The organism is Gordonia sp. NPDC003422 (genome assembly GCF_053588675.1).
In genome coordinates, this window is record NZ_JBSFQL010000016.1 from 1 (window position 1) to 16,767 (window position 16,767).

General features: G+C 66.7%; 22 protein-coding genes and 1 tRNA gene. 14 read left to right on the forward strand and 9 right to left on the reverse strand.

Annotated elements, in window-relative coordinates; translation table 11 throughout:
* Window positions 1-141: 141 nt before the first annotated feature.
* The 3 genes from ACWDTF_RS14545 to ACWDTF_RS14555 form a co-directional block, all read right to left on the reverse strand.
* The gene (locus tag ACWDTF_RS14545; protein WP_449754560.1) at window positions 142-573 is read right to left on the reverse strand and encodes a hypothetical protein; all 432 of its coding nucleotides are present in this window, start codon (window positions 571-573) and stop codon (window positions 142-144) included.
* Window positions 570-1,748 (reverse strand): globin domain-containing protein, encoded by a 1,179-nt coding sequence (locus ACWDTF_RS14550; RefSeq protein WP_449754561.1) that lies wholly within the window; start codon window positions 1,746-1,748, stop codon window positions 570-572. Before ACWDTF_RS14550 ends, ACWDTF_RS14545 begins: the two co-directional genes overlap by 4 nt.
* A gap of 66 nt (window positions 1,749-1,814) precedes the next feature.
* Window positions 1,815-2,324, reverse strand: a complete 510-nt coding sequence (locus ACWDTF_RS14555) for an RrF2 family transcriptional regulator (protein WP_240860041.1) — start codon at window positions 2,322-2,324, stop codon at window positions 1,815-1,817.
* Between the two features lie 118 nt (window positions 2,325-2,442).
* Between ACWDTF_RS14555 and ACWDTF_RS14560 the strand changes: the two genes are divergently transcribed.
* Entirely contained in the window at window positions 2,443-3,729 is a 1,287-nt protein-coding gene (locus ACWDTF_RS14560; protein WP_355276125.1) for a uracil-xanthine permease family protein, read from the forward strand.
* Here the strand turns inward: ACWDTF_RS14560 and ACWDTF_RS14565 are convergent.
* Window positions 3,710-5,518 (reverse strand): alpha/beta hydrolase, encoded by a 1,809-nt coding sequence (locus ACWDTF_RS14565; RefSeq protein ID WP_449754562.1) that lies wholly within the window; start codon window positions 5,516-5,518, stop codon window positions 3,710-3,712. The two genes, ACWDTF_RS14560 and ACWDTF_RS14565, sit on opposite strands and share 20 nt — an antisense overlap.
* Entirely contained in the window at window positions 5,518-5,826 is a 309-nt protein-coding gene (locus ACWDTF_RS14570; protein WP_449754563.1) for a hypothetical protein, read from the reverse strand. The genes ACWDTF_RS14565 and ACWDTF_RS14570 overlap by 1 nt, the downstream gene beginning before the upstream one ends.
* Window positions 5,827-6,271: 445 nt before the next feature.
* On the opposite strand from ACWDTF_RS14570, the gene ACWDTF_RS14575 reads away from it, so the two are divergent.
* The 11 genes from ACWDTF_RS14575 (at window position 6,272) to ACWDTF_RS14625 (ending at window position 12,447) form a co-directional block, all read left to right on the forward strand.
* On the forward strand, window positions 6,272-6,595 hold the full coding sequence (locus tag ACWDTF_RS14575) for a helix-turn-helix domain-containing protein (RefSeq protein WP_449754564.1): 324 nt from the start codon (window positions 6,272-6,274) through the stop codon (window positions 6,593-6,595).
* A 150-nt stretch (window positions 6,596-6,745) separates the two neighbouring features.
* A complete protein-coding gene (locus ACWDTF_RS14580; protein ID WP_449754565.1) occupies window positions 6,746-7,591 on the forward strand; it encodes a hypothetical protein in 846 nt (281 codons plus the stop codon).
* Window positions 7,588-7,905 (forward strand): hypothetical protein, encoded by a 318-nt coding sequence (locus tag ACWDTF_RS14585; protein ID WP_449754566.1) that lies wholly within the window; start codon window positions 7,588-7,590, stop codon window positions 7,903-7,905. Before ACWDTF_RS14580 ends, ACWDTF_RS14585 begins: the two co-directional genes overlap by 4 nt.
* Window positions 7,906-8,032: 127 nt before the next feature.
* Window positions 8,033-8,578 carry a hypothetical protein gene (locus tag ACWDTF_RS14590; RefSeq protein ID WP_449754567.1) on the forward strand — a complete coding sequence of 182 codons (546 nt, stop codon included), beginning with the start codon at window positions 8,033-8,035 and terminating at the stop codon, window positions 8,576-8,578.
* Window positions 8,575-8,751: a hypothetical protein gene (locus ACWDTF_RS14595; RefSeq protein ID WP_449754568.1), complete on the forward strand. Its 177-nt coding sequence runs from the start codon at window positions 8,575-8,577 to the stop codon at window positions 8,749-8,751. Before ACWDTF_RS14590 ends, ACWDTF_RS14595 begins: the two co-directional genes overlap by 4 nt.
* A 464-nt stretch (window positions 8,752-9,215) precedes the next feature.
* Entirely contained in the window at window positions 9,216-9,557 is a 342-nt protein-coding gene (locus ACWDTF_RS14600; RefSeq protein WP_449754569.1) for a hypothetical protein, read from the forward strand.
* The gene (locus tag ACWDTF_RS14605; RefSeq protein WP_449754570.1) at window positions 9,558-10,079 is read left to right on the forward strand and encodes a hypothetical protein; all 522 of its coding nucleotides are present in this window, start codon (window positions 9,558-9,560) and stop codon (window positions 10,077-10,079) included.
* A gap of 55 nt (window positions 10,080-10,134) precedes the next feature.
* Window positions 10,135-10,293: a hypothetical protein gene (locus tag ACWDTF_RS14610; protein WP_449754571.1), complete on the forward strand. Its 159-nt coding sequence runs from the start codon at window positions 10,135-10,137 to the stop codon at window positions 10,291-10,293.
* Window positions 10,294-10,330: 37 nt separating this feature from the next.
* Complete coding sequence (locus ACWDTF_RS14615; RefSeq protein ID WP_449754572.1) at window positions 10,331-11,008, forward strand: recombinase family protein; 678 nt, start codon at window positions 10,331-10,333, stop codon at window positions 11,006-11,008.
* Window positions 11,009-11,059: 51 nt separating this feature from the next.
* On the forward strand, window positions 11,060-11,284 hold the full coding sequence (locus ACWDTF_RS14620; RefSeq protein WP_449754573.1) for a hypothetical protein: 225 nt from the start codon (window positions 11,060-11,062) through the stop codon (window positions 11,282-11,284).
* Complete coding sequence (locus ACWDTF_RS14625; protein WP_449754574.1) at window positions 11,281-12,447, forward strand: tyrosine-type recombinase/integrase; 1,167 nt, start codon at window positions 11,281-11,283, stop codon at window positions 12,445-12,447. The genes ACWDTF_RS14620 and ACWDTF_RS14625 overlap by 4 nt, the downstream gene beginning before the upstream one ends.
* Before the next feature lie 98 nt (window positions 12,448-12,545).
* Here ACWDTF_RS14625 and ACWDTF_RS14630 read toward each other — a convergent pair.
* Window positions 12,546-12,619 (reverse strand) — tRNA-Arg (locus ACWDTF_RS14630).
* Between the two features lie 126 nt (window positions 12,620-12,745).
* On the opposite strand from ACWDTF_RS14630, the gene ACWDTF_RS14635 reads away from it, so the two are divergent.
* Both ACWDTF_RS14635 and ACWDTF_RS14640 read left to right on the forward strand, forming a co-directional pair.
* Window positions 12,746-14,773, forward strand: coding sequence for a cytochrome c oxidase assembly protein (locus ACWDTF_RS14635; protein ID WP_449754575.1), 2,028 nt, complete (start codon window positions 12,746-12,748; stop codon window positions 14,771-14,773).
* 120 nt (window positions 14,774-14,893) lie between these two features.
* Window positions 14,894-15,349, forward strand: coding sequence for a single-stranded DNA-binding protein (locus tag ACWDTF_RS14640; RefSeq protein ID WP_449754576.1), 456 nt, complete (start codon window positions 14,894-14,896; stop codon window positions 15,347-15,349).
* Between the two features lie 26 nt (window positions 15,350-15,375).
* Here the strand turns inward: ACWDTF_RS14640 and ACWDTF_RS14645 are convergent, their stop codons facing one another.
* The 3 genes from ACWDTF_RS14645 to ACWDTF_RS14655 form a co-directional block, all read right to left on the reverse strand.
* Window positions 15,376-15,960, reverse strand: coding sequence for a hypothetical protein (locus ACWDTF_RS14645; RefSeq protein WP_240860016.1), 585 nt, complete (start codon window positions 15,958-15,960; stop codon window positions 15,376-15,378).
* Window positions 15,953-16,333, reverse strand: coding sequence for a hypothetical protein (locus ACWDTF_RS14650; RefSeq protein ID WP_449754577.1), 381 nt, complete (start codon window positions 16,331-16,333; stop codon window positions 15,953-15,955). Before ACWDTF_RS14650 ends, ACWDTF_RS14645 begins: the two co-directional genes overlap by 8 nt.
* Before the next feature lie 97 nt (window positions 16,334-16,430).
* Entirely contained in the window at window positions 16,431-16,628 is a 198-nt protein-coding gene (locus ACWDTF_RS14655) for a three-helix bundle dimerization domain-containing protein (protein WP_240860012.1), read from the reverse strand.
* Window positions 16,629-16,767: the final 139 nt, after the last annotated feature.

Sequence of the window (16,767 nt, forward strand, 5' to 3'; positions counted from 1 at the left end):
TCCGATCTGCATATACGGAGCGACCGTTCTCGCGACAACCGGTGCCGAGTTGGAGAACGCGAGTGCTGCAGCACTCGCGTTCTCCAACTCAACTCGAGTTCTCGCAGGTCGTCCTCCTGGCGAGGCCTGGGTCGAATTGGGTCAGCCCGCGGCGAGCACTGTGATTCCCAACCACAGCAGCGCGATGACCTTGACGACCTCGAGGGCGACGTAGGCGAGGTGTGCCCGGCTGCGCGGTGCTTCCTCTCCGGCCAGGATGTGGTCGGACCGTCGAGTGAGAACGGGCCGCACCCCGACCAGCTGCAGGGCCAGTGCACCGCACGCCACACCGGCGGCGATCGGGACGGTGACTCCGGCCCACGATCCGATGGCGACGGCCACGATGACGAGTACCGCCCACACCAGCTCGGCCGCGTTCAGTGCCCGGAAGACGATCCGGCCGATTCCCAGCCCGAGTGGCACGGTCACGCCGGGCGCGCGGAATTTGAGCGGTGCCTCCATGAAGGAGATCGCAAGGACCATGCCGAGCCAGACGAACGTCGCCGCGACGACGATCGCGCCTGAGGAGCTCATCGCGCGCCGGCCCGAAGGAGTTCGGGCCCAAAGGTCTCGTAGTGAATGCGCGCCTCGGTGAAATCGCGATCGAGCAGCTCGTCACGGACCGACGCCATGAATCCGGTAGGGCCGCAGAGCATCACATGCGATGTCGGATCGACGTCGATCCCGCTCAGTGACATCTGACCGACGCGGATCTGCTCGGAAGTCAGATGACCCGCACCGTGCTCGTACCACTGGATCAGCCGGCCGTTGGGCAGCGATTCGACCAGAGCGGCGAGCTGCCCTCGATGCGGTTGCCGATTGCGCGAGCGGTCGGCGTGGAGCACCGTTATCGGCCGTGTATCACGGTCGGCGCTCATCGAGGTCAACAAGCCGATCACCGGTGTGCATCCTATGCCGGCCGACGCCATCACGATTGGCGAATCATCCTCGGGGAGAACCAGATCGCCGAATGGCGTGCTCACGCGGAGGATGTCGCCTTCGAAGACCTGCTCGTGCAGTTGGCCGGACACCTCACCCGCGAGCTTGACGCTGAACGTCCAGGTGGTCGCGTCGGGCGAGCCCGTGAGGCTGTACTGACGGATCTGGTGGGCGCCGTCTGCGAGTTCGACCTGGACCGAGATATATTGACCCGGACGGAATGTCGGTAGCGGCTCGACACCCGCGACGGTGAATGCGATGGTGTCCGGTGCAACCTGTGTCCGCTCGACGACCCGCGCGTCGCGCCATACCGCGCCGGACTCGACCCCGGCGCCGGCGTACAGATCGGCCTCGGCGGTGATGAGGAGATCGGCCATGTCCCAATACAATTGGTCCCACGCGTCGGCGACGGGCGGCGTCACTGCCGAACCCAGTACCTCGACGATCGCGGCAAACAGATGCTCGTGCACCACGTCGTACTGCTCGCGGGTCACACCGAGCGAGGCGTGTTTGTGCGCGATGCGGTCAATGATGAACCGTTGGCGTCGCACGTCGGGCTCGAGTTGAAGTGCGGCGAAGGCGGCGATCGAGCCGGCCAGCGCTTGTGGTTGTTCTCCCGTCTTCTGGTGCGTCCGGTTGAACAGGTTGTTGAGCAACCCGGGGTGCGCGGCGAAGAGCCGTCGATAGAACGTGGGCGTGATGTCGCCGAGCGCGCCTTGGACCGCGGGCAGGGTGGCGGCGAGGGTTTCGCGTTGAGAATCGGTGAGCACTGCTGTCTCCGTTCCATCTGGCCCGTCCACGGTGGATCGGGTCGAGTCTCGTTGTGGGTGCGGGCGTCAGTCTGCGGTGTGGTCCCGCGCTCGCGCGGCGGTGTGGTCTGGGGTCACTTGGGGTGCGCGCAGCGCGAGCAGTACTGCGCCGGTGGGGTCGGCGACGAGGTCGGCGATGACCTGATCGTCGAGGCTTCGAAAGAAGGCTGTCCGCGCCTGCGCCAATGCCCCACGCAGGCGACAGGCACCGCGTAGCGGGCATGGTTCGGGGCTGTTGCAGTCGACCACCTCACCCGGACCCTCCAGGGTTTCCGCGAGCCATCCGACCCGGGCGTCGCGCCCCAGCTCGGTGATCATCAGACCGCCGCTGCGGCCGCGCCGCGAATGCACGACGCCCATCTCCGACAGCCGGCTGACCACCTTGGCGACATGTGTGTACGGCACCGACAGCTCGGTGGCGAGATCACGCGTGGTGAGAGTTCTTCTGTCGGAATGCTTCTTGGAATCCGCACGGTCGGCAGCCGCGAGGCGCATGACGACCCGGAGTCCGATGTCGGTGAACCGGGTCAGCTGCATGATGCGAGTCAACCATAATTGGAATCTGAAATGCATATTTAACTCAGGTGATCCCGGTCACTCCATGACGTTCTGCGCAGACGCGGCGTAACGGACGGCGATACCGCAGACTGAGGCGATGAGCGATGGCCCAGGGCAGTTCTTCCGGTGGCAGCGGATAGACGAGATCGGGGTGGGGAAGGTGGTGGGGCCGGGGGAGCGGCTCAGCTGGCCGCGCACGGTCGGGATCGGATTGCAGCATGTCGTGGCCATGTTCGGCGCGACCTTCCTGGTGCCGGTGCTCACCGGATTCCCGCCGTCGACCACGCTGCTGTTCTCCGGTATCGGCACCGTGCTGTTCCTCGTCATCACGCGAAACCGGTTGCCGAGCTACCTCGGCTCGAGTTTCGCGATCATCGCGCCGGTCGGTGCCGCCACGGCGTCGCACGGTCAGTCGTCGGCACTCGGCGGAATCGTCTTCGTCGGAGCATCTCTCGTGATCATCGGCGTCGTCAGCCATGTCGCCGGCACCGGCTGGATCGAAGTGCTGATGCCGCCGATCGTCACCGGGACCATCGTCGCGCTCATCGGACTCAACCTCGCGCCGAGTGCAAAGAACAACTATGCGCAGGACGCGGTCACGGCGACCGTGGTGCTCGTCTTGCTGATCTTGTGCGTCGTCTTGTTCCGCGGCCTGATCGGTCGTCTGGCGATCTTCGCGAGCGTCGTTCTCGGCTATCTGTTCGCGCTCGCGCGCGGCGAGGTGGACACCGCTCCCATCGGCGCCGCGTCGTGGGTTGGGTTGCCGGACTTCCAGACTCCGACCTTTCACCTCTCGGTGGTCCCGTTGTTCTTGCCGGTGGTGTTGGTGCTCGTGGTGGAGAACATCGGCCACGTGAAGTCGGTCGGCATGATGACCGGTGTCGACTACGACCGCCGCATCGGGCGTGCGCTGGCGGCCGACGGTCTGGCCACCATGCTCGCCGGCAGTGGCGGCGGATCGGCCACCACCACCTACGCGGAGAACATCGGCGTGATGGCGGCAACCAAGATCTACTCGACGGCGGCCTATTGGGTTGCCGGTCTCGCGGCCATTCTCCTCGGGCTGTCGCCCAAGGTCGGTGCCGTCATCAACTCGATTCCGGCCGGTGTGCTCGGTGGGGTCACCACGGCGCTCTATGGTCTCGTCGGCGTGATCGGTGTGCACATCTGGGTGACGAACCGAGTCGACTTCGGTCTGCCGATCAACCAGTTCACCGCAGCAATCCCGCTGGTCATCGGTATCGCCGACTTCCAGTGGAAGATCGGTGATCTCGAGTTCGGCGGGATCGCGCTCGGTTCGATCGCCGCACTCGTCATCTATCACGTCATGCACCAGATCGGCGGGTGGCGTGGCACCGCGGGCGTCAGCGTTCGGAAGACCTGAGCAGCCTCGACCATTCGGGACTGAGCAATCCGTACGCAGTGTCGCGTCCGTTCAGGACATCGAGCAGCTTGTCGACGGGGTTGAGCACGTCATGCCCCAACCGTTGCGGGGTGACGATGTCGGGCTCCCGGTAGATGTAGAGATCCGGCTGCTGCCCGGTGATGACCTTCACCATGTTGCGGAACGCGGTGGAATTCGGATCGTCCCAGTAGTCGCCGTGTGCCCGTGCTCCCGAGTCGTGGGTTACGCCGTCACGTTCATACGTGCCGGTGTCGAGTCGGGTGATGCCCGGGGCCGAATCAGGGTCGGCGCCATGGGGATTGCCGGGCAGTGATTGCACGTGATGGATGAAATCCCCGGGAAACGTCAGCGAGAATCTATGCGTATCAGGACTTGTCGGATTGCCGTCGTAGAGCCCGGTGCCCGCCGACGATGCGTAGATGATGTTGTCGGCGCGCAATCCGAGTTGGTCGGCAGTACCCACGATCGACCCGCCGTACGAATGCCCGATGTAGGTGGTCTTGGCGCCCGGTGCATGCTCGGCCAGTTCGACGTCGAGCTCGTGGCCGAAGGAGACCAGCCGTGGTGCCATGTCCGCGGCGAAGTGCGGGTCGACGGCGCTGCCGGACAGACCTGCCGTGGCGTGCAGAAGGGCTTGTCCGGCGCCGAGTTGCGGGACGGCGGCCACTGAGGAGCCCAGACCCTTTCGCAGGGAATCCAGAAGGTGTTCGTGGCCGATGCGCTGCGGGAGGTCGCCGTCCATGTACACGATGACCGGGCCGCCCGTTTGGTGTGCGAGGTTCCACGCGGCCTTCCGGTTGCTCCGGTCCGGCGATGCCACGCCGCTGAGGTTGCTTCCGGTCCCCGGCACGTACACGGTGGCGTTGCGCGTGCCTGGTCGTAGGGCGCCGATCATCTCGACGACCCGGCCGTTCGCGGTGTTCTCGAACACGAGGAACTGGCGCTCCGATGTCCCGTCCGTGCCCGTCGGGTACGGGTCCGCGGTTTGTTCCAGCATCTTGCGGAGTTGATCCGCGCGGCGTCCGGTGCCGCGTCCGGCCTGGATCTCGTTCGCGAGCGCGTTGCGAATGTTGGTCTCGTTGGCCGTGATTCGATACTCGAATCCGACGCCGTCCATGTTCCCCATCGCCTCGGGGTCGGCCTGGATCACTCGACGAATGTCGGTCGGGCTCATCTGGCGCAGGATCGCCCGACGCTGATCCGGCGTCAGATGGCGCAACATGTCCACCACTTGATCGGGGTCGAGCCTCTCGCCGCCCGGAATGGTCACATCGGGCTGGCCGTTCACCATGGCGGCGAGATCGCTTGCAAGGTCGGAGATCTGACGTCCGTACGCGGTGTCGGACTTCTCGAGCGAGTCGAGTCCACCGTTGATCGCGGTGGCGAACTGCTCGGTGTCGGTGGTGGTCGAACCGTCGGGCAGGGCGACGTCGCCCGCGTCGGACACGCGGTAGCCGAGGAATTCGGCGATCTGCACGTTGCCCAGCACGTGGTCACGCATGTGAGCGAGATCTGTGCAGGCATCGGCGGCCGAGTCGGCAATCTGCTGGAGAACGTTACGCACCTCGTGAGCGTGGTCCTGTTCTTGGGTCACGCGGGTAGACGCTGCGCGTTGCGTGGCACCGAACCACAAGCGGGCGTCATCCATCGACCGCACGACCGTGTCGAGCGAGGTGTCGAGGGCGAACGCGGCATTGCCCGCAGCGGCGGCAGCTCTGCCGATCGAGTTCGTATCCCATTGCTGGAGCTGAGAAATGGTCGGCCGCATCAGCGTGTCCGGAGTTGGTCGAATCCGGCTGCGGCACGTGCGTCGGAATCGGTCGCCTCGACGTTGAACGCCCGCAACAGACCGCTCATGTCCCCGAGCCGTTTGCCGATCGACGCCGTGGCGCTCGCCGCCGGCTGCCGCGCGGCACCCAGAGCGTCGACAACGGCGCTCGACGGACCGACGCACGATCCGAATGCCTCGAAGCTGATGGCGTGCACCGCCACGTGCTGACGATGCCAGGTGTCGGCGATCTCGGTGATCTCCTGCTTATCGATGCCGAAGTGGAATATCGAAGTGAACGGGCTCATGAATGCTCCATCGAGACGTCGGAAGGGTGGAGACGTCGCCGGGTATCCGGCTATGTCAGTTCGACGCTTGCGAGTGGCCATCCGGTTCCACCGTCGATTCACAAGGGGAACGGCCGTGGCCGGAACTGTCTACGGCGCGCCCGCGTGAATCTCTTTCAAACGACACAGTGGGCGCACACCGGCCGGAGGCCGGCAAGGGTGTCACGGTGCCCCCGGCAGGACTCGAACCTGCGACCTAGGGATTACGGGGCCGAATCACACTGTGTCTCATCGGGTCTCACTGATCAGTTCCGCCGCAGTCTGATTGCGCTCACTCGTCTGACGGGACGCTCACCGGTTCTCACCCGTTCTCAGGGACTAAGCGTCGAATAAGCGTCGAGTTTCGAGCAGGTTGTCGCCCGCGAGCCTGGCTCTGAGATAATGGAGATGAAACACGCTCGCGCACATGAGTATTCACGCCTTCTCATCGTTCGCTGGTATCGTGGCCCTCGGCACCCAACTGAACAGGACGACCCGAGAGCATCCGGCTCCCGGGCATCACCGAGCGTCTGCGGACGCTGGAAGGTTGGGCAAGGTGTCGGCAAGCGACATTTTGGCGGTGCAGGCAGCCGCAAGCTATCTCGACGTCTCGCGGGGGACGCTCGATAACTGGCGTTCTCAGGGGCGCGGTCCCGCCTACGTGCGCCAAGGCCGAATGATCAGGTACAGGCGCGCCGATCTCGACGCCTGGATGGCGCAGGGCGTGGTGCGGCCTCAGGGGGCCGCGTAATGATCGGCCACCCTGTCACTCGCGAGCGTCCCGGTTTGGCGCTCTACGGCGATCTGAGGGCCGATTCACGGCCTGTTGCCGATCAGTCGAGCCGTGACGCGCTTGACGACCGAGGACTCCCCGACGACGAGGAGGTGACGCGTGGGGTGGGTGCGGACTGACGACGGGTGGACTGACTGGCCAGAGCTGGCCGACCTGAGCCTGGCCGCTCGGTGGCACTACCTCGCGGTCGTCCACACGTGCAGCCGCACCAAGAAATACGACGGCGTCCTGCGCCGCGTCGATGCCCTCCGAGCCTCAGACGTCGACGACCCCGCCGCCGCGCTGGCCGAGCTGGCCGCCGCTGGTCTCGTCACGGATTCCGGCAGCCATATTGCCGTCGTGAGGATCGACCAGCACGTACCGCCGCCCCACCTGCGCGACGACGAGCGCAAGACAGCTCAGCGCGACCGTAAGCGCCGCGAGCGCTCGCACAAGGCTGGCGAACACTACTACTGCGACCCCGAGACCTGTGACGTCGCAAGTGATGTCACGCGTGACAGTCCCCGTGACATCGGGACGGGACAGGACGGGCAGGGCAGGGCAGGGCCGCGAGGAGGTGAGCAGGCACTTACTGGCACGTCCGACGCCGACCGGGACACCACCGCGTACGTCTGTCGCGTCTGTGGTGAGTCAGGTGTCCCGGCAGGCCAGTCGATCCACACTGCCTGCGCTGAGGCCGACGGGTCGAAGCGCTGTGCCTGGTGCAGCGCCGCAAAGGTCCGCCCGGGTCAGGCGTACTGCGACGGATGCCACGCGCTCGCTATCGCGACGGTCCCGAGGCTCTCCCGTGCAGGACGTCGCGTGGGGTATGCGGACCTGCTGAAATTGCTCGCACGCGCCGACGAGGACACGCGCAACCGGCTGACGTTGATCGCCGACGACCAGCGTGGCGTCGAGCGCCGATCCGAGATGGCCGCCGAGCTGCTGCGGCCCCGATTGCTGGAGGTCGCATGATCCGTTTGGAGCTGTGGGTGACGACCCGCTTGCAACCTCGCCTCGTCGCGCTCGATCGTTGGATCGCGGCGCGCTGGCATAGGGCCGTCGCGGGCCAGGTGACCCGGTCGTTGATCGCGGATCGTGCCCGCGCCGAGGTCGATGCTGAATCCGCGATCACCACGGTGGGCGGTGGCCCTGCGATCCACGTCTGGCCCGTCGACTCCGGTTACGTGGCTATCCGCGTCGGTGATCGCGTCGCCGACCTGCTGCCCGCCGAGGCGTATGAGCTTGCGACTGAACTTGTCCGCGCCGCCGAGGTGGCGGACCGATGAAGCTCCCGGACACGCGGACATCGACCACCCGCACGTTGGTGTCCGGGATCGCCCCGGTGGCCCCGCTTCTGTCCCGTCTGTCAGTCGGGGCCACCGGTGGCCTGAACTTCACACAAAGGAGAATTGAATGATGAACGCCGACAACACAATTGACACGCGTCGCAAGGCCAAGGCTGATCACCACGCCCCGCCGCCCAAGCGGACCACGCCGTGCCCTGCGTGTCACACGCTGGTCAGCGCCGAGGACGTCGACAGCTCGATGCTCAGGGCGGACGCGCCGAACCAGAGCATCGAGCAGGCGATTCTGGCCCGTCGTGCACGCCGTGCACAGATGGCCGGCGATCTGCCTGAGGTCGCCGCGCAGAAGGACGTCGCCGAACGCTTGCGTCACCACGCGAAGGCCGACGCCGAGGACCGTCCCGCGCAGCCCGGTTCGGATATCTGCCCTGCGTGCACCTCGAAGAACATCACGGTCGATGAGTCGATGCTGTCCTCGTTCGGTCGGCGCGAGCTGCGCCGCTCCCGGCAGCGGTCGACCGACGAGGCGGTCCAGGCGATCCGGGACCGCAAGTCGGCACCCTCACGCGCTGCGCAGGCCAAGGAGAACGCAGCTCGCGCCGAACGCCGCCGCGCCGCTCATCGTCGCGCTGCTGGGCGGTGGGCAGCAGAGTGACCAGGGACGAGTACCGCGCGCGCAGCGTCGCGCTCAAGGGCCGTTTCGACGCTGCCAGGGCCGCCCACGGCGTGTGCGACGTCCCCGAAGAACGCCGACGGCACTACCGCGCCGCAGTCGACGCCTGGCTTGATTTCGTGCGCCTGGGCGTCGAGTTCCGGGGGTCGGCATGATTCCGCTGTCCGGCCTCGATGCACTCGGCGGCATCGTTGACCGGCTGCACGGATCGGACTCGGGGTCGAGACGCGGCTGGATTCACGACGCCGACCCCTCCACGAAGACACTTGGCGTTCTGCGGTGGGGTCGCGATCCGGCGCCCGCGACCGATGCACCGGTGGCAGCGGCAACGCTCCCTGGCGCTCTGAACGGGGTACTCCAGTCGATCACCTCGCGTCGCGACGGTGGCCTGATCCCCGCCGCGCCCAGGCTGGGTGCCATCGATTGGCCACGGGCGGATAGCGGGGGCACGATGGACAACTTCCAGACCGGCCTTGCTGCGGGTTTCTGCGAGGCGTGCGCCGCCAAGCTGCGAAGTCGACCGGATCTCTTCCACCGGGGACCGCGCGAGTCGTGCCCCGATCCATCCTGCCATCATCACCACTAGACCAAAGTGCAACTCTCAGAAGGGATTACACATATGACTCTCACTGAGGCCATCGATGCCCTGGCCGCGATCGTGTCGCGGTCCCTCACCTACAAGCCCAACGCGACCCCGGCCACCGCTGACGGCCGCGAGATTGTCGCCCGGATCGCCGATGCCCGCCTGGCCGCCGAGACGATCGACCGCGCCGACCTGGGGGACGACCTGGGGCCGCTGGGTCGCCCGCTGACGGCCGATCAGCGCGCCGCCCACGCGCGTGCTGCGGTCTGGGCACTGACTGGAGCCCTTGGGCAGACAGGTTTCCGCAACGGTCTCGCCGCCGATGGCCGCGACGAGTTCGACGTAGCTGTACGGGCCATGGCGCAGGCGGTGCCGTAAATGGCAAGCCAGGGCAAGCGCGCTCATCGATCCGCGCGCAACCGCGTACCCGACGACCTGGAAACCGACGCCCGCCGACTGCGCGACGAGGGCCTGAGCCAGACCGAGGCCGCTCGCCGCCTTGGGGTTGCGCAACCGGATCTGAGCAGGGCGTCGCGCCGCTGGGGCCTGAGTTGGTCGCCTGCGCCGATGGCCGGCCAAGTGCAGGCCGAGCGGCTGCGTCTCGCTCGCCAGCACCTCGCCGAGGCCGCCCTATCCGACGCTCTCGACATGCGAAAACGGTTGTGGGACAAGGGGGTAGAGCACATCGCGACTCGCGAGGGAGTCGAGACGGTCGAGACCGAGCTACCGTCTGCGCGTGCCGTCGCCGACTTGGCGAACGCGATTGAGAGATTGACGCGAGTCGCCGAACATGCTGGTCACGACGCAGATTCAGGGGCCGCCGCTGCGAGGTCGATGGTCGATGCCCTGGCCGATGGCATCCGGGCGCAGGTCGCGCGCTGGGACGCGGATGGCGACTGAGCACCTGTTGTGGGATACGCGCCGAGGCGTGCACGTCGGTGCGAGGATCAATCCCATGACCCACCGCGACATCCACGCCGAGGCCCGCGCGACCGCCGAGCAATTGCGACGAGTCCTCGCGGCGATCGATGCCGAGGAACTGACCGCGACCGCGACCGAGCGGGCCTATATCGCGGGCGCAGTCGCCGCGCTCGACACGCTCACCGCCGAGTAGGTGTACATAAAACGGTCGATTCGTGTACAGTAAGGACATGAGCAAGCGCACCGCCCCCGCCGATCAGGTCGTCAGCTACGTTCGCGTGTCCACTGCCGAGCAGGCCGACAGCGGCGCAGGGCTCGACGCTCAACGCGCGGCCATCGCCGCCGAGGCCGCTCGACGCGGTTGGACGATCGTCGCTGAGTACGCCGATGAAGGCGTGAGTGGCGGCAAGGCCGCTGACAAGCGACCCGGCCTCAGCGCCGCCCTCGGGGCGGTCGAGTCGGGACAGGTCGCTGCCCTGGTCGTGGCCAAATCCGACCGGCTCGCGCGTGGCCTGCGCACCTTGCTCGACGTCATCGACCGGGTCGAGTCAGCCAAGGGTGCGGTTGTCGCCGTGGATGGCACGGTCGACACGTCCACCGCGGCGGGCCGGTTCACCACGCAGATCATGGGTGGTGTTGCTGAACTCGAACGCGCGATGATCAGCGACCGCACCAAGGCCGCACTGGCTGCGCGCAAGGCGCAGGGCGTCCGTCTAGGCCGGCCGAGTGAGACTCCTGCCGAGGTCACTCAGCGCGTGGTCGATGCCAAGGCACGCGGCCTCAGCCTGCGCGCCATCGCCGCCGAGCTGACCGAGGCCGGTGTCCCCACCGTGCGCGGCGGGGCGACCTGGCACGCGTCGACCGTGCGCGCGGTGCTGAAAAGCCAGGACGCGGCCGCACTGGCCTGACAAATACTCCGGACGCAACCCTGCGCCCACCTGAGAGGAACGGATAGAACCATGACCGATGACCTGCTGACACCCTGGGTTGCCGTCGACGGAGATGGCGGGCAACTCGTCATCGAGCAGGCCCCGGACAGCGACGCCGACGATCCCGGCCCCGCTGGTCGACGCCGCTGGCGCGTGGCCCTGCACTTGGGTGACGAGATGCTCGATTACGCGGTCGACGTCGATGACCGACAGCTCCGCGCACTGCGCGACGGTATCGACGGCCTGCTGTCGTGAGGGGGCGACCCAAGCTCGACGTCGGCACCTATGGGCGTATCAGCTCACGCGGCAATCCGCCAAATGCTAAGGCGTGGTGCAGGTTTCGTGATCTCGACGGCGTCACTCGCGTGGTCACGGCCACCGGGCGCTCACGGTTCGACGCTGAGCAGCGCCTCAAGCGCAAGCTGAGCGACCGCGTTGCGCCCGCCGACCATGGCATCACCGCCGACACCAAGGTCAGCGCGCTCGCCGCCGCTTGGCTGGCCGACGTCGAGCGGTCCGACCGGGCGATCCAGACGAAACAGCGTTACGCCGAGGTCGTGGCGCTCTACGTGCTCCCGGCAGTCGGTGGCCTCACGCTGCGCGAGTGCACCCCGCACCGGCTCAATGGCGCAGTGCAGAAGCTCGCCGACACCAAGGGCGACGCGACCGCCAAGGTAACCCGCTCGGTCCTCAGTGGCATGTTTCGTGTCGCGTTCGCGAACGGGGCGGTGACCGCGAATCCCGTCCGAGATGTCAAGGTCGTCACGAAGCGCGCCAAGCCAAGGGCGCTCACCGTCGAGCAGGTGCGCGATATGCTCGCGGGCCTGCGCGCCGATGACAAGGCGGTGCGCGCTGATCTGCCTGACTTGGTGTCGGTGCTCGCCGCGACCGGCGTTCGGTTCGGTGAGGCGCTGGCACTGCGCTGGGCCGACCTGGACCTGACGCCTGGTGATGGTCACGTGCCCACCGCGACGATCCGAGGCACCGTCGTGCGAATCAAGGGTGAGGGCCTGGTCATTCAGGACCACGCCAAGGGCAAGGCGGACGACGACGCGCTGGTCCTGGGCCTGCCGTCATGGGTCGTCCCGGTGCTCATGCGTCGGAAGCTCGCCGCGCTGCCGAACGCTCACGGCGTTGTATTCCCAAGTGCCGCAAACACTTTGCGTGATCCGTGCAACGCTCGCGATCAGTGGCGCGCAGCTCGCGACCGCCTGGGGCTGGAATCGTGGGTGACTCCGCACGTGATCCGCAAGGCCGTCGCGACCGCTGTGGCTAGCGCGAAGGGTGCCGACGCCGCCGCCGAGCAGCTCGGGCACGCCGACGATCAGGTGACCCGCGCCCACTACATCGACCGGGCACGCCGCGCCGATCACCGCGAAGTGGTCGAGCAGTTCGACCCGTCCGCCGAGGCGTCCTGAGTGCCTTAACCGTCGATTAAACGTCGACCTCACCGTCTGACTGAACCGAGCGGCCCTGACCTCACATCGCGTATGTGCTGGTCGGGGTCGCTTTTTCGTGCCCCCGGCAGGACTCGAACCTGCGACCTAGGGATTAGAAGGCCCTTGCTCTATCCACCTGAGCTACGGAGGCGAGGCCGGGGGACCCGGCCGCCGTCCGGTGGCAGGCCGGACGAGCAGTTGGAGTCTACGACATCGGTGAGCGGATCAGCGCAGGCCGGGCGGCAGAGTCGCGCACGGATGGACCTACAGTTGAGGGATGACCCGCACGAGCCCGACAGTCCAGGCGGACGCGGCTCGCGACGCGATGCGCGAGCCGCGTGGCGTGGTCGCCGGGATTCTCTGGGCGGCGACCTGGATCGCCGCGATCGTGGCGATTGCGGTCACGGGGGTGTCTGCCGCGTCCGCGCTGCGCCTGACCGGCGTGCCCGACCCGGGGGCGCTGACCACCTACGGCCTGCCCGCGGTCACCGCGATCGGGGAGGTCGCCGCAGCCGTCGCGCTGGGGTGTGCGGTGTTCGCCGCCTTCTTCGTGCCGCCGCAAGCCGACGGGGTGCTCGACGTCGGAGGCTTCCGCGCGATTCGGATCGCGTCGACCGCCGCATTGATCTGGTCGATCAGCGCGTTGCTGCTCATGCCGCTGTCGGTGTCCGACGTAAGTGGACAGCCGTTGTCGACCACGATCAGGCCCGCCAACCTCATTCGGGTCTACGGCCAGGTCGCCGACGTTCGGACCTGGTTCTGGACCGCGGTGTTCGCGCTGGTGGCGGCCGTCATCGCGCGGGTCACCCTGCGCTGGGGTTTCACCTTCGCCACCGTACTGTTCGTGCTGCTCAGCCTGATGCCGCCGGCGCTGGGAGGGCACTCGTCGACCGGCGGTAACCACGACGTCGCGACCAACAGTCTGATCCTGCACATCGTCGGCGCGACGTTGTGGCTCGGCGGTCTGGTCGCGGTGGTGTTCTACGCGCTCGCCGACGGACGCTGGCGCACCCTCGCGGTGCGGCGGTATTCGCGGGTCGCGTTCTGGTGCATCGTCGTGGTCGGCGTGAGCGGCGTCGTCAATGCGCTTGTTCGGGTGCCGATCGGCGACCTGTTCACCGACACCTACGGACGACTCGTGTTGTTGAAGACCGCAGCACTGGTGGTGCTCGGCGCGTTGGGCGCGTGGCATCGGCGGTCGACCATCGCGCGGCTCGAGACCGAGTCGGGCATCCGGTCGACGTTTGTCCGCTTCGGACTCGCGGAGATCGTGGTGTTCGCGGTCACGTTCGGCCTCGCGGTCGGGTTGTCGCGTACCCCGCCGCCAGATCTTGCCAATCCCGACATCAGCGTGGTCGAGAGCGAGATCGGGTACCGCCTCGACGAGCCGCCTTCCTTCGCGCGGATATTCACCGACTGGCGGTTCGACCTGATCTTCGGCACGCTCGCGATCGTCCTCGCGGTGGTGTATTTGCGCGGGGTGTGGCGGCTGCGGCGGCGTGGCGACGAGTGGCCGATCGGCCGGACCGTGGCCTGGCTGCTGGGGTGCGTGCTGCTGCTGTTCGCGACGTCGTCGGGCCTGGGGCGTTACGGACCGGCGATGTTCAGCGTGCACATGATCGCGCACATGTTGTTGTCGATGATGATTCCGGTGCTGTTGGTGCTCGGCGGCCCCGTGACCTTGGCTTTGCGCGCACTGCGGCCCGCCGGGCGTGGCAATCCACCCGGTCCGCGGGAATGGATTCAGTCGGCCATCCACAGCCCGGTGTCGCGGTTCCTCACCCATCCGGGGATCGCCGCGGTGATGTTTGTCGGCAGTTTCTACCTGCTCTACCTCGGGGGATTGTTCGAAGCGGTGGTGCCCTTCCACGCCGCGCACCTGTTGATGAACCTGCACTTCCTGCTGAGCGGGTATCTCTTCTACTGGTTGGTCATCGGTATCGACCCCGCGCCCAGGCAGGTGTCACCGGTGGCCAAACTCGGAATCGTTTGGGGCTCTTTGCCGTTCCACGCATTCTTCGGAGTGGCGTTGATGATGACGAGCGCCGTCATCGCCGAGTCCTACTACCGCGGACTCAACCTACCGTGGCACGAAGACTTGTATGCAGACCAACGCGTCGGCGGCGGAATCGCTTGGGCTGCAGGCGAAATACCGCTCGTCGTCATCATGCTGGCGCTGCTCGTGCAGTGGCGTCGGTCCGACGACAAGCAGGCCCGGCGCTACGACCGTCGCGCCGAACGTGACCACGACGCCGAACTCACCGATTACAACGACATGCTGAAGGAACTCAACAGCCGACGTTGACTGTGCGGTCCGCGGCGTGAGTTGTCCACAGATTCACGCGGATCGGCGGAGATGGTGAGCTGATGGCCGATGCTGTTGTGCAGCCGCAGATCGCGGCTCCCACAACTCAGGAGACCGGCCATGTACGAGACCTACACGACAGTAATCGGAACCGTGGTGTCGGAGCCGAGGCGGCGCCAGACCACCACCGGTGAGGACGTGATCTCGTTCCGGGTCGCGTGCACGTCACGTCGTGTGGACAAGCAGACGCAGGAGTGGGTGGACGGGCCGACGCTGTATCTCACAGTCAGCTGCTGGCGACGCCTGCTCGCGGGTGTGGGTCAGGCGATCGCGAAGGGACGTCCGATCATCGCGCACGGACAGATCAAGACGAACGAGTTCGAGGCTGCCGACGGGTCGCGGCGCAGCGACCTGGAGATGACCGCGGTGTCGGTCGGGCTCGACCTCAGCAGGTGCGTGGTCGAGTACCGGGGCGTTGCCGCTCACCCACGTCCGGTGTCCGAGAACACGCGAACAGTCATCGAGCACCCCCGCCGCGAAGCGACCGCCTCGACCCACCGTCGTCCGGCGGCCTGATTCCCGGTCGTCTCATTGGTGGCGGGTCACTGCGGGAAGATCGACTGCACGACACCGACGACGACGTTGCCGACGAAGAAGCGTGCTCCTGTACCAAATGCTCCGGCGAGCAGGATGCCGAGCGCGCTGTCGAAGGGCGCCGGCTCGACCACGGTTGAGACGAGCCCCGCCATTCGCAGTTCGTCCGACCACTCGACGCCGATATGGTTGTCGGTGCTGGTGAAGACGCCGATCTCGTTGCGTCCGCCGTACTTCGACCCCGAGACGAGACGATGGCCCGTCGAACTCGACGGCGTGAAAAGCCTTGTGTTGCCGAGGCCTTCGACACGGACTCCATAAGATCGTCGGGACAGCTGACCGGGGGAGGGCACTATGTCGCATTCGACGTCGTCGACGAAGAGTCGAAGGCGCTCGGGATCGCGAGTGCCGATCGGGACGTCCGTACGGGATGGCTGCGCTCCCGAGCGGACCAGGCGAGCAATCGGAACGTGATCGCCGGAGGCGGTCAAGGTGACGTCGTCGTCGGTGTGTCGCCACGTCAGCGTGATGTCGCCGAAGACAGGGTCGACGACCGACTGATCATGGTCGCCTGCGTCGGACCCGTTATCCAACGCGGGTCATCGTCGCCCGGGTGACCGGTACGCCGTACGAGTAGGTCGTCACGTCATAACCAGAGGTGTTCTTGCGGTACACCTTTCGGCCATTCTCGGCCCCGAGGACGGCAAACGCCCGGTACCCGCCGGTCGGGGTCGAGACGAATGCGCCATACCCTCCGTAGCTGGTGTCTGCGGCAAGGAATGCTTGCGCAGTCGCGGTCGTGCACTGTGGCCCGGCGCCGGGGGCAACGGGGAACGTAATGCACTGGCGATAGGTGCCCGGATTCAGAGCAGCGCTTGCGTGACCCGCGCCGAGCACGGTTCCGGACGAGATGATTGCGACACTGGCTCCTGCGATGGCCAGACCCCCGACGAGTCGAATTTTCATGCCACCGATGCTAAGCACACCGTCGTTCCAAAGCCAGGAAAGTCGATCATCTGTGCACGGTCAACGGTTTGGGACGCACGGTCAACGGGGCGCACGGTCAGGACGGGCTACCCAGGATCGACCGGGCGCGGCGCTCGACGAGGAGCGGGACGTAGTCGCGAATGCGCACCCCGTCGAAATGAGTCACGCACTCGTCGATCGTCGCCTGAACGTCGGCGGTCGGATGGTCGCGGTAGTCGGCCTGCAACTGGCTACCGACTTCGGCAAGGAGGCGAGCTTCGTCGGTGTTCTTCACAACTACGATGGTACGTCGGTTCGAATCCGTCCCATCGGGCACAAATACCTGATCAGGCTGTGATTTGCGCAACCGCGAAGGTGTCGCCGACCCCCACTCCCGAGGCCGCGGGCGCGGTCATCGGGGACTCGGCGACCGG

Bases quoted from the DNA above. Each gene is read 5' to 3' on its own strand.
- ACWDTF_RS14545 (WP_449754560.1), bottom strand. From the start codon at position 573: ATGAGCTCCTCAGGCGCGATCGTCGTCGCGGCGACGTTCGTCTGGCTC.
- ACWDTF_RS14555 (WP_240860041.1), bottom strand. From the start codon at position 2,324: ATGCAGCTGACCCGGTTCACCGACATCGGACTCCGGGTCGTCATGCGC.
- ACWDTF_RS14560 (WP_355276125.1), top strand. From the start codon at position 2,443: ATGAGCGATGGCCCAGGGCAGTTCTTCCGGTGGCAGCGGATAGACGAG.
- ACWDTF_RS14565 (WP_449754562.1), bottom strand. From the start codon at position 5,518: ATGCGGCCGACCATTTCTCAGCTCCAGCAATGGGATACGAACTCGATC.
- ACWDTF_RS14570 (WP_449754563.1), bottom strand. From the start codon at position 5,826: ATGAGCCCGTTCACTTCGATATTCCACTTCGGCATCGATAAGCAGGAG.
- ACWDTF_RS14575 (WP_449754564.1), top strand. From the start codon at position 6,272: ATGAGTATTCACGCCTTCTCATCGTTCGCTGGTATCGTGGCCCTCGGC.
- ACWDTF_RS14585 (WP_449754566.1), top strand. From the start codon at position 7,588: ATGATCCGTTTGGAGCTGTGGGTGACGACCCGCTTGCAACCTCGCCTC.
- ACWDTF_RS14590 (WP_449754567.1), top strand. From the start codon at position 8,033: ATGATGAACGCCGACAACACAATTGACACGCGTCGCAAGGCCAAGGCT.
- ACWDTF_RS14600 (WP_449754569.1), top strand. From the start codon at position 9,216: ATGACTCTCACTGAGGCCATCGATGCCCTGGCCGCGATCGTGTCGCGG.
- ACWDTF_RS14605 (WP_449754570.1), top strand. From the start codon at position 9,558: ATGGCAAGCCAGGGCAAGCGCGCTCATCGATCCGCGCGCAACCGCGTA.
- ACWDTF_RS14610 (WP_449754571.1), top strand. From the start codon at position 10,135: ATGACCCACCGCGACATCCACGCCGAGGCCCGCGCGACCGCCGAGCAA.
- ACWDTF_RS14615 (WP_449754572.1), top strand. From the start codon at position 10,331: ATGAGCAAGCGCACCGCCCCCGCCGATCAGGTCGTCAGCTACGTTCGC.
- ACWDTF_RS14620 (WP_449754573.1), top strand. From the start codon at position 11,060: ATGACCGATGACCTGCTGACACCCTGGGTTGCCGTCGACGGAGATGGC.
- ACWDTF_RS14635 (WP_449754575.1), top strand. From the start codon at position 12,746: ATGACCCGCACGAGCCCGACAGTCCAGGCGGACGCGGCTCGCGACGCG.
- ACWDTF_RS14640 (WP_449754576.1), top strand. From the start codon at position 14,894: ATGTACGAGACCTACACGACAGTAATCGGAACCGTGGTGTCGGAGCCG.
- ACWDTF_RS14650 (WP_449754577.1), bottom strand. From the start codon at position 16,333: ATGAAAATTCGACTCGTCGGGGGTCTGGCCATCGCAGGAGCCAGTGTC.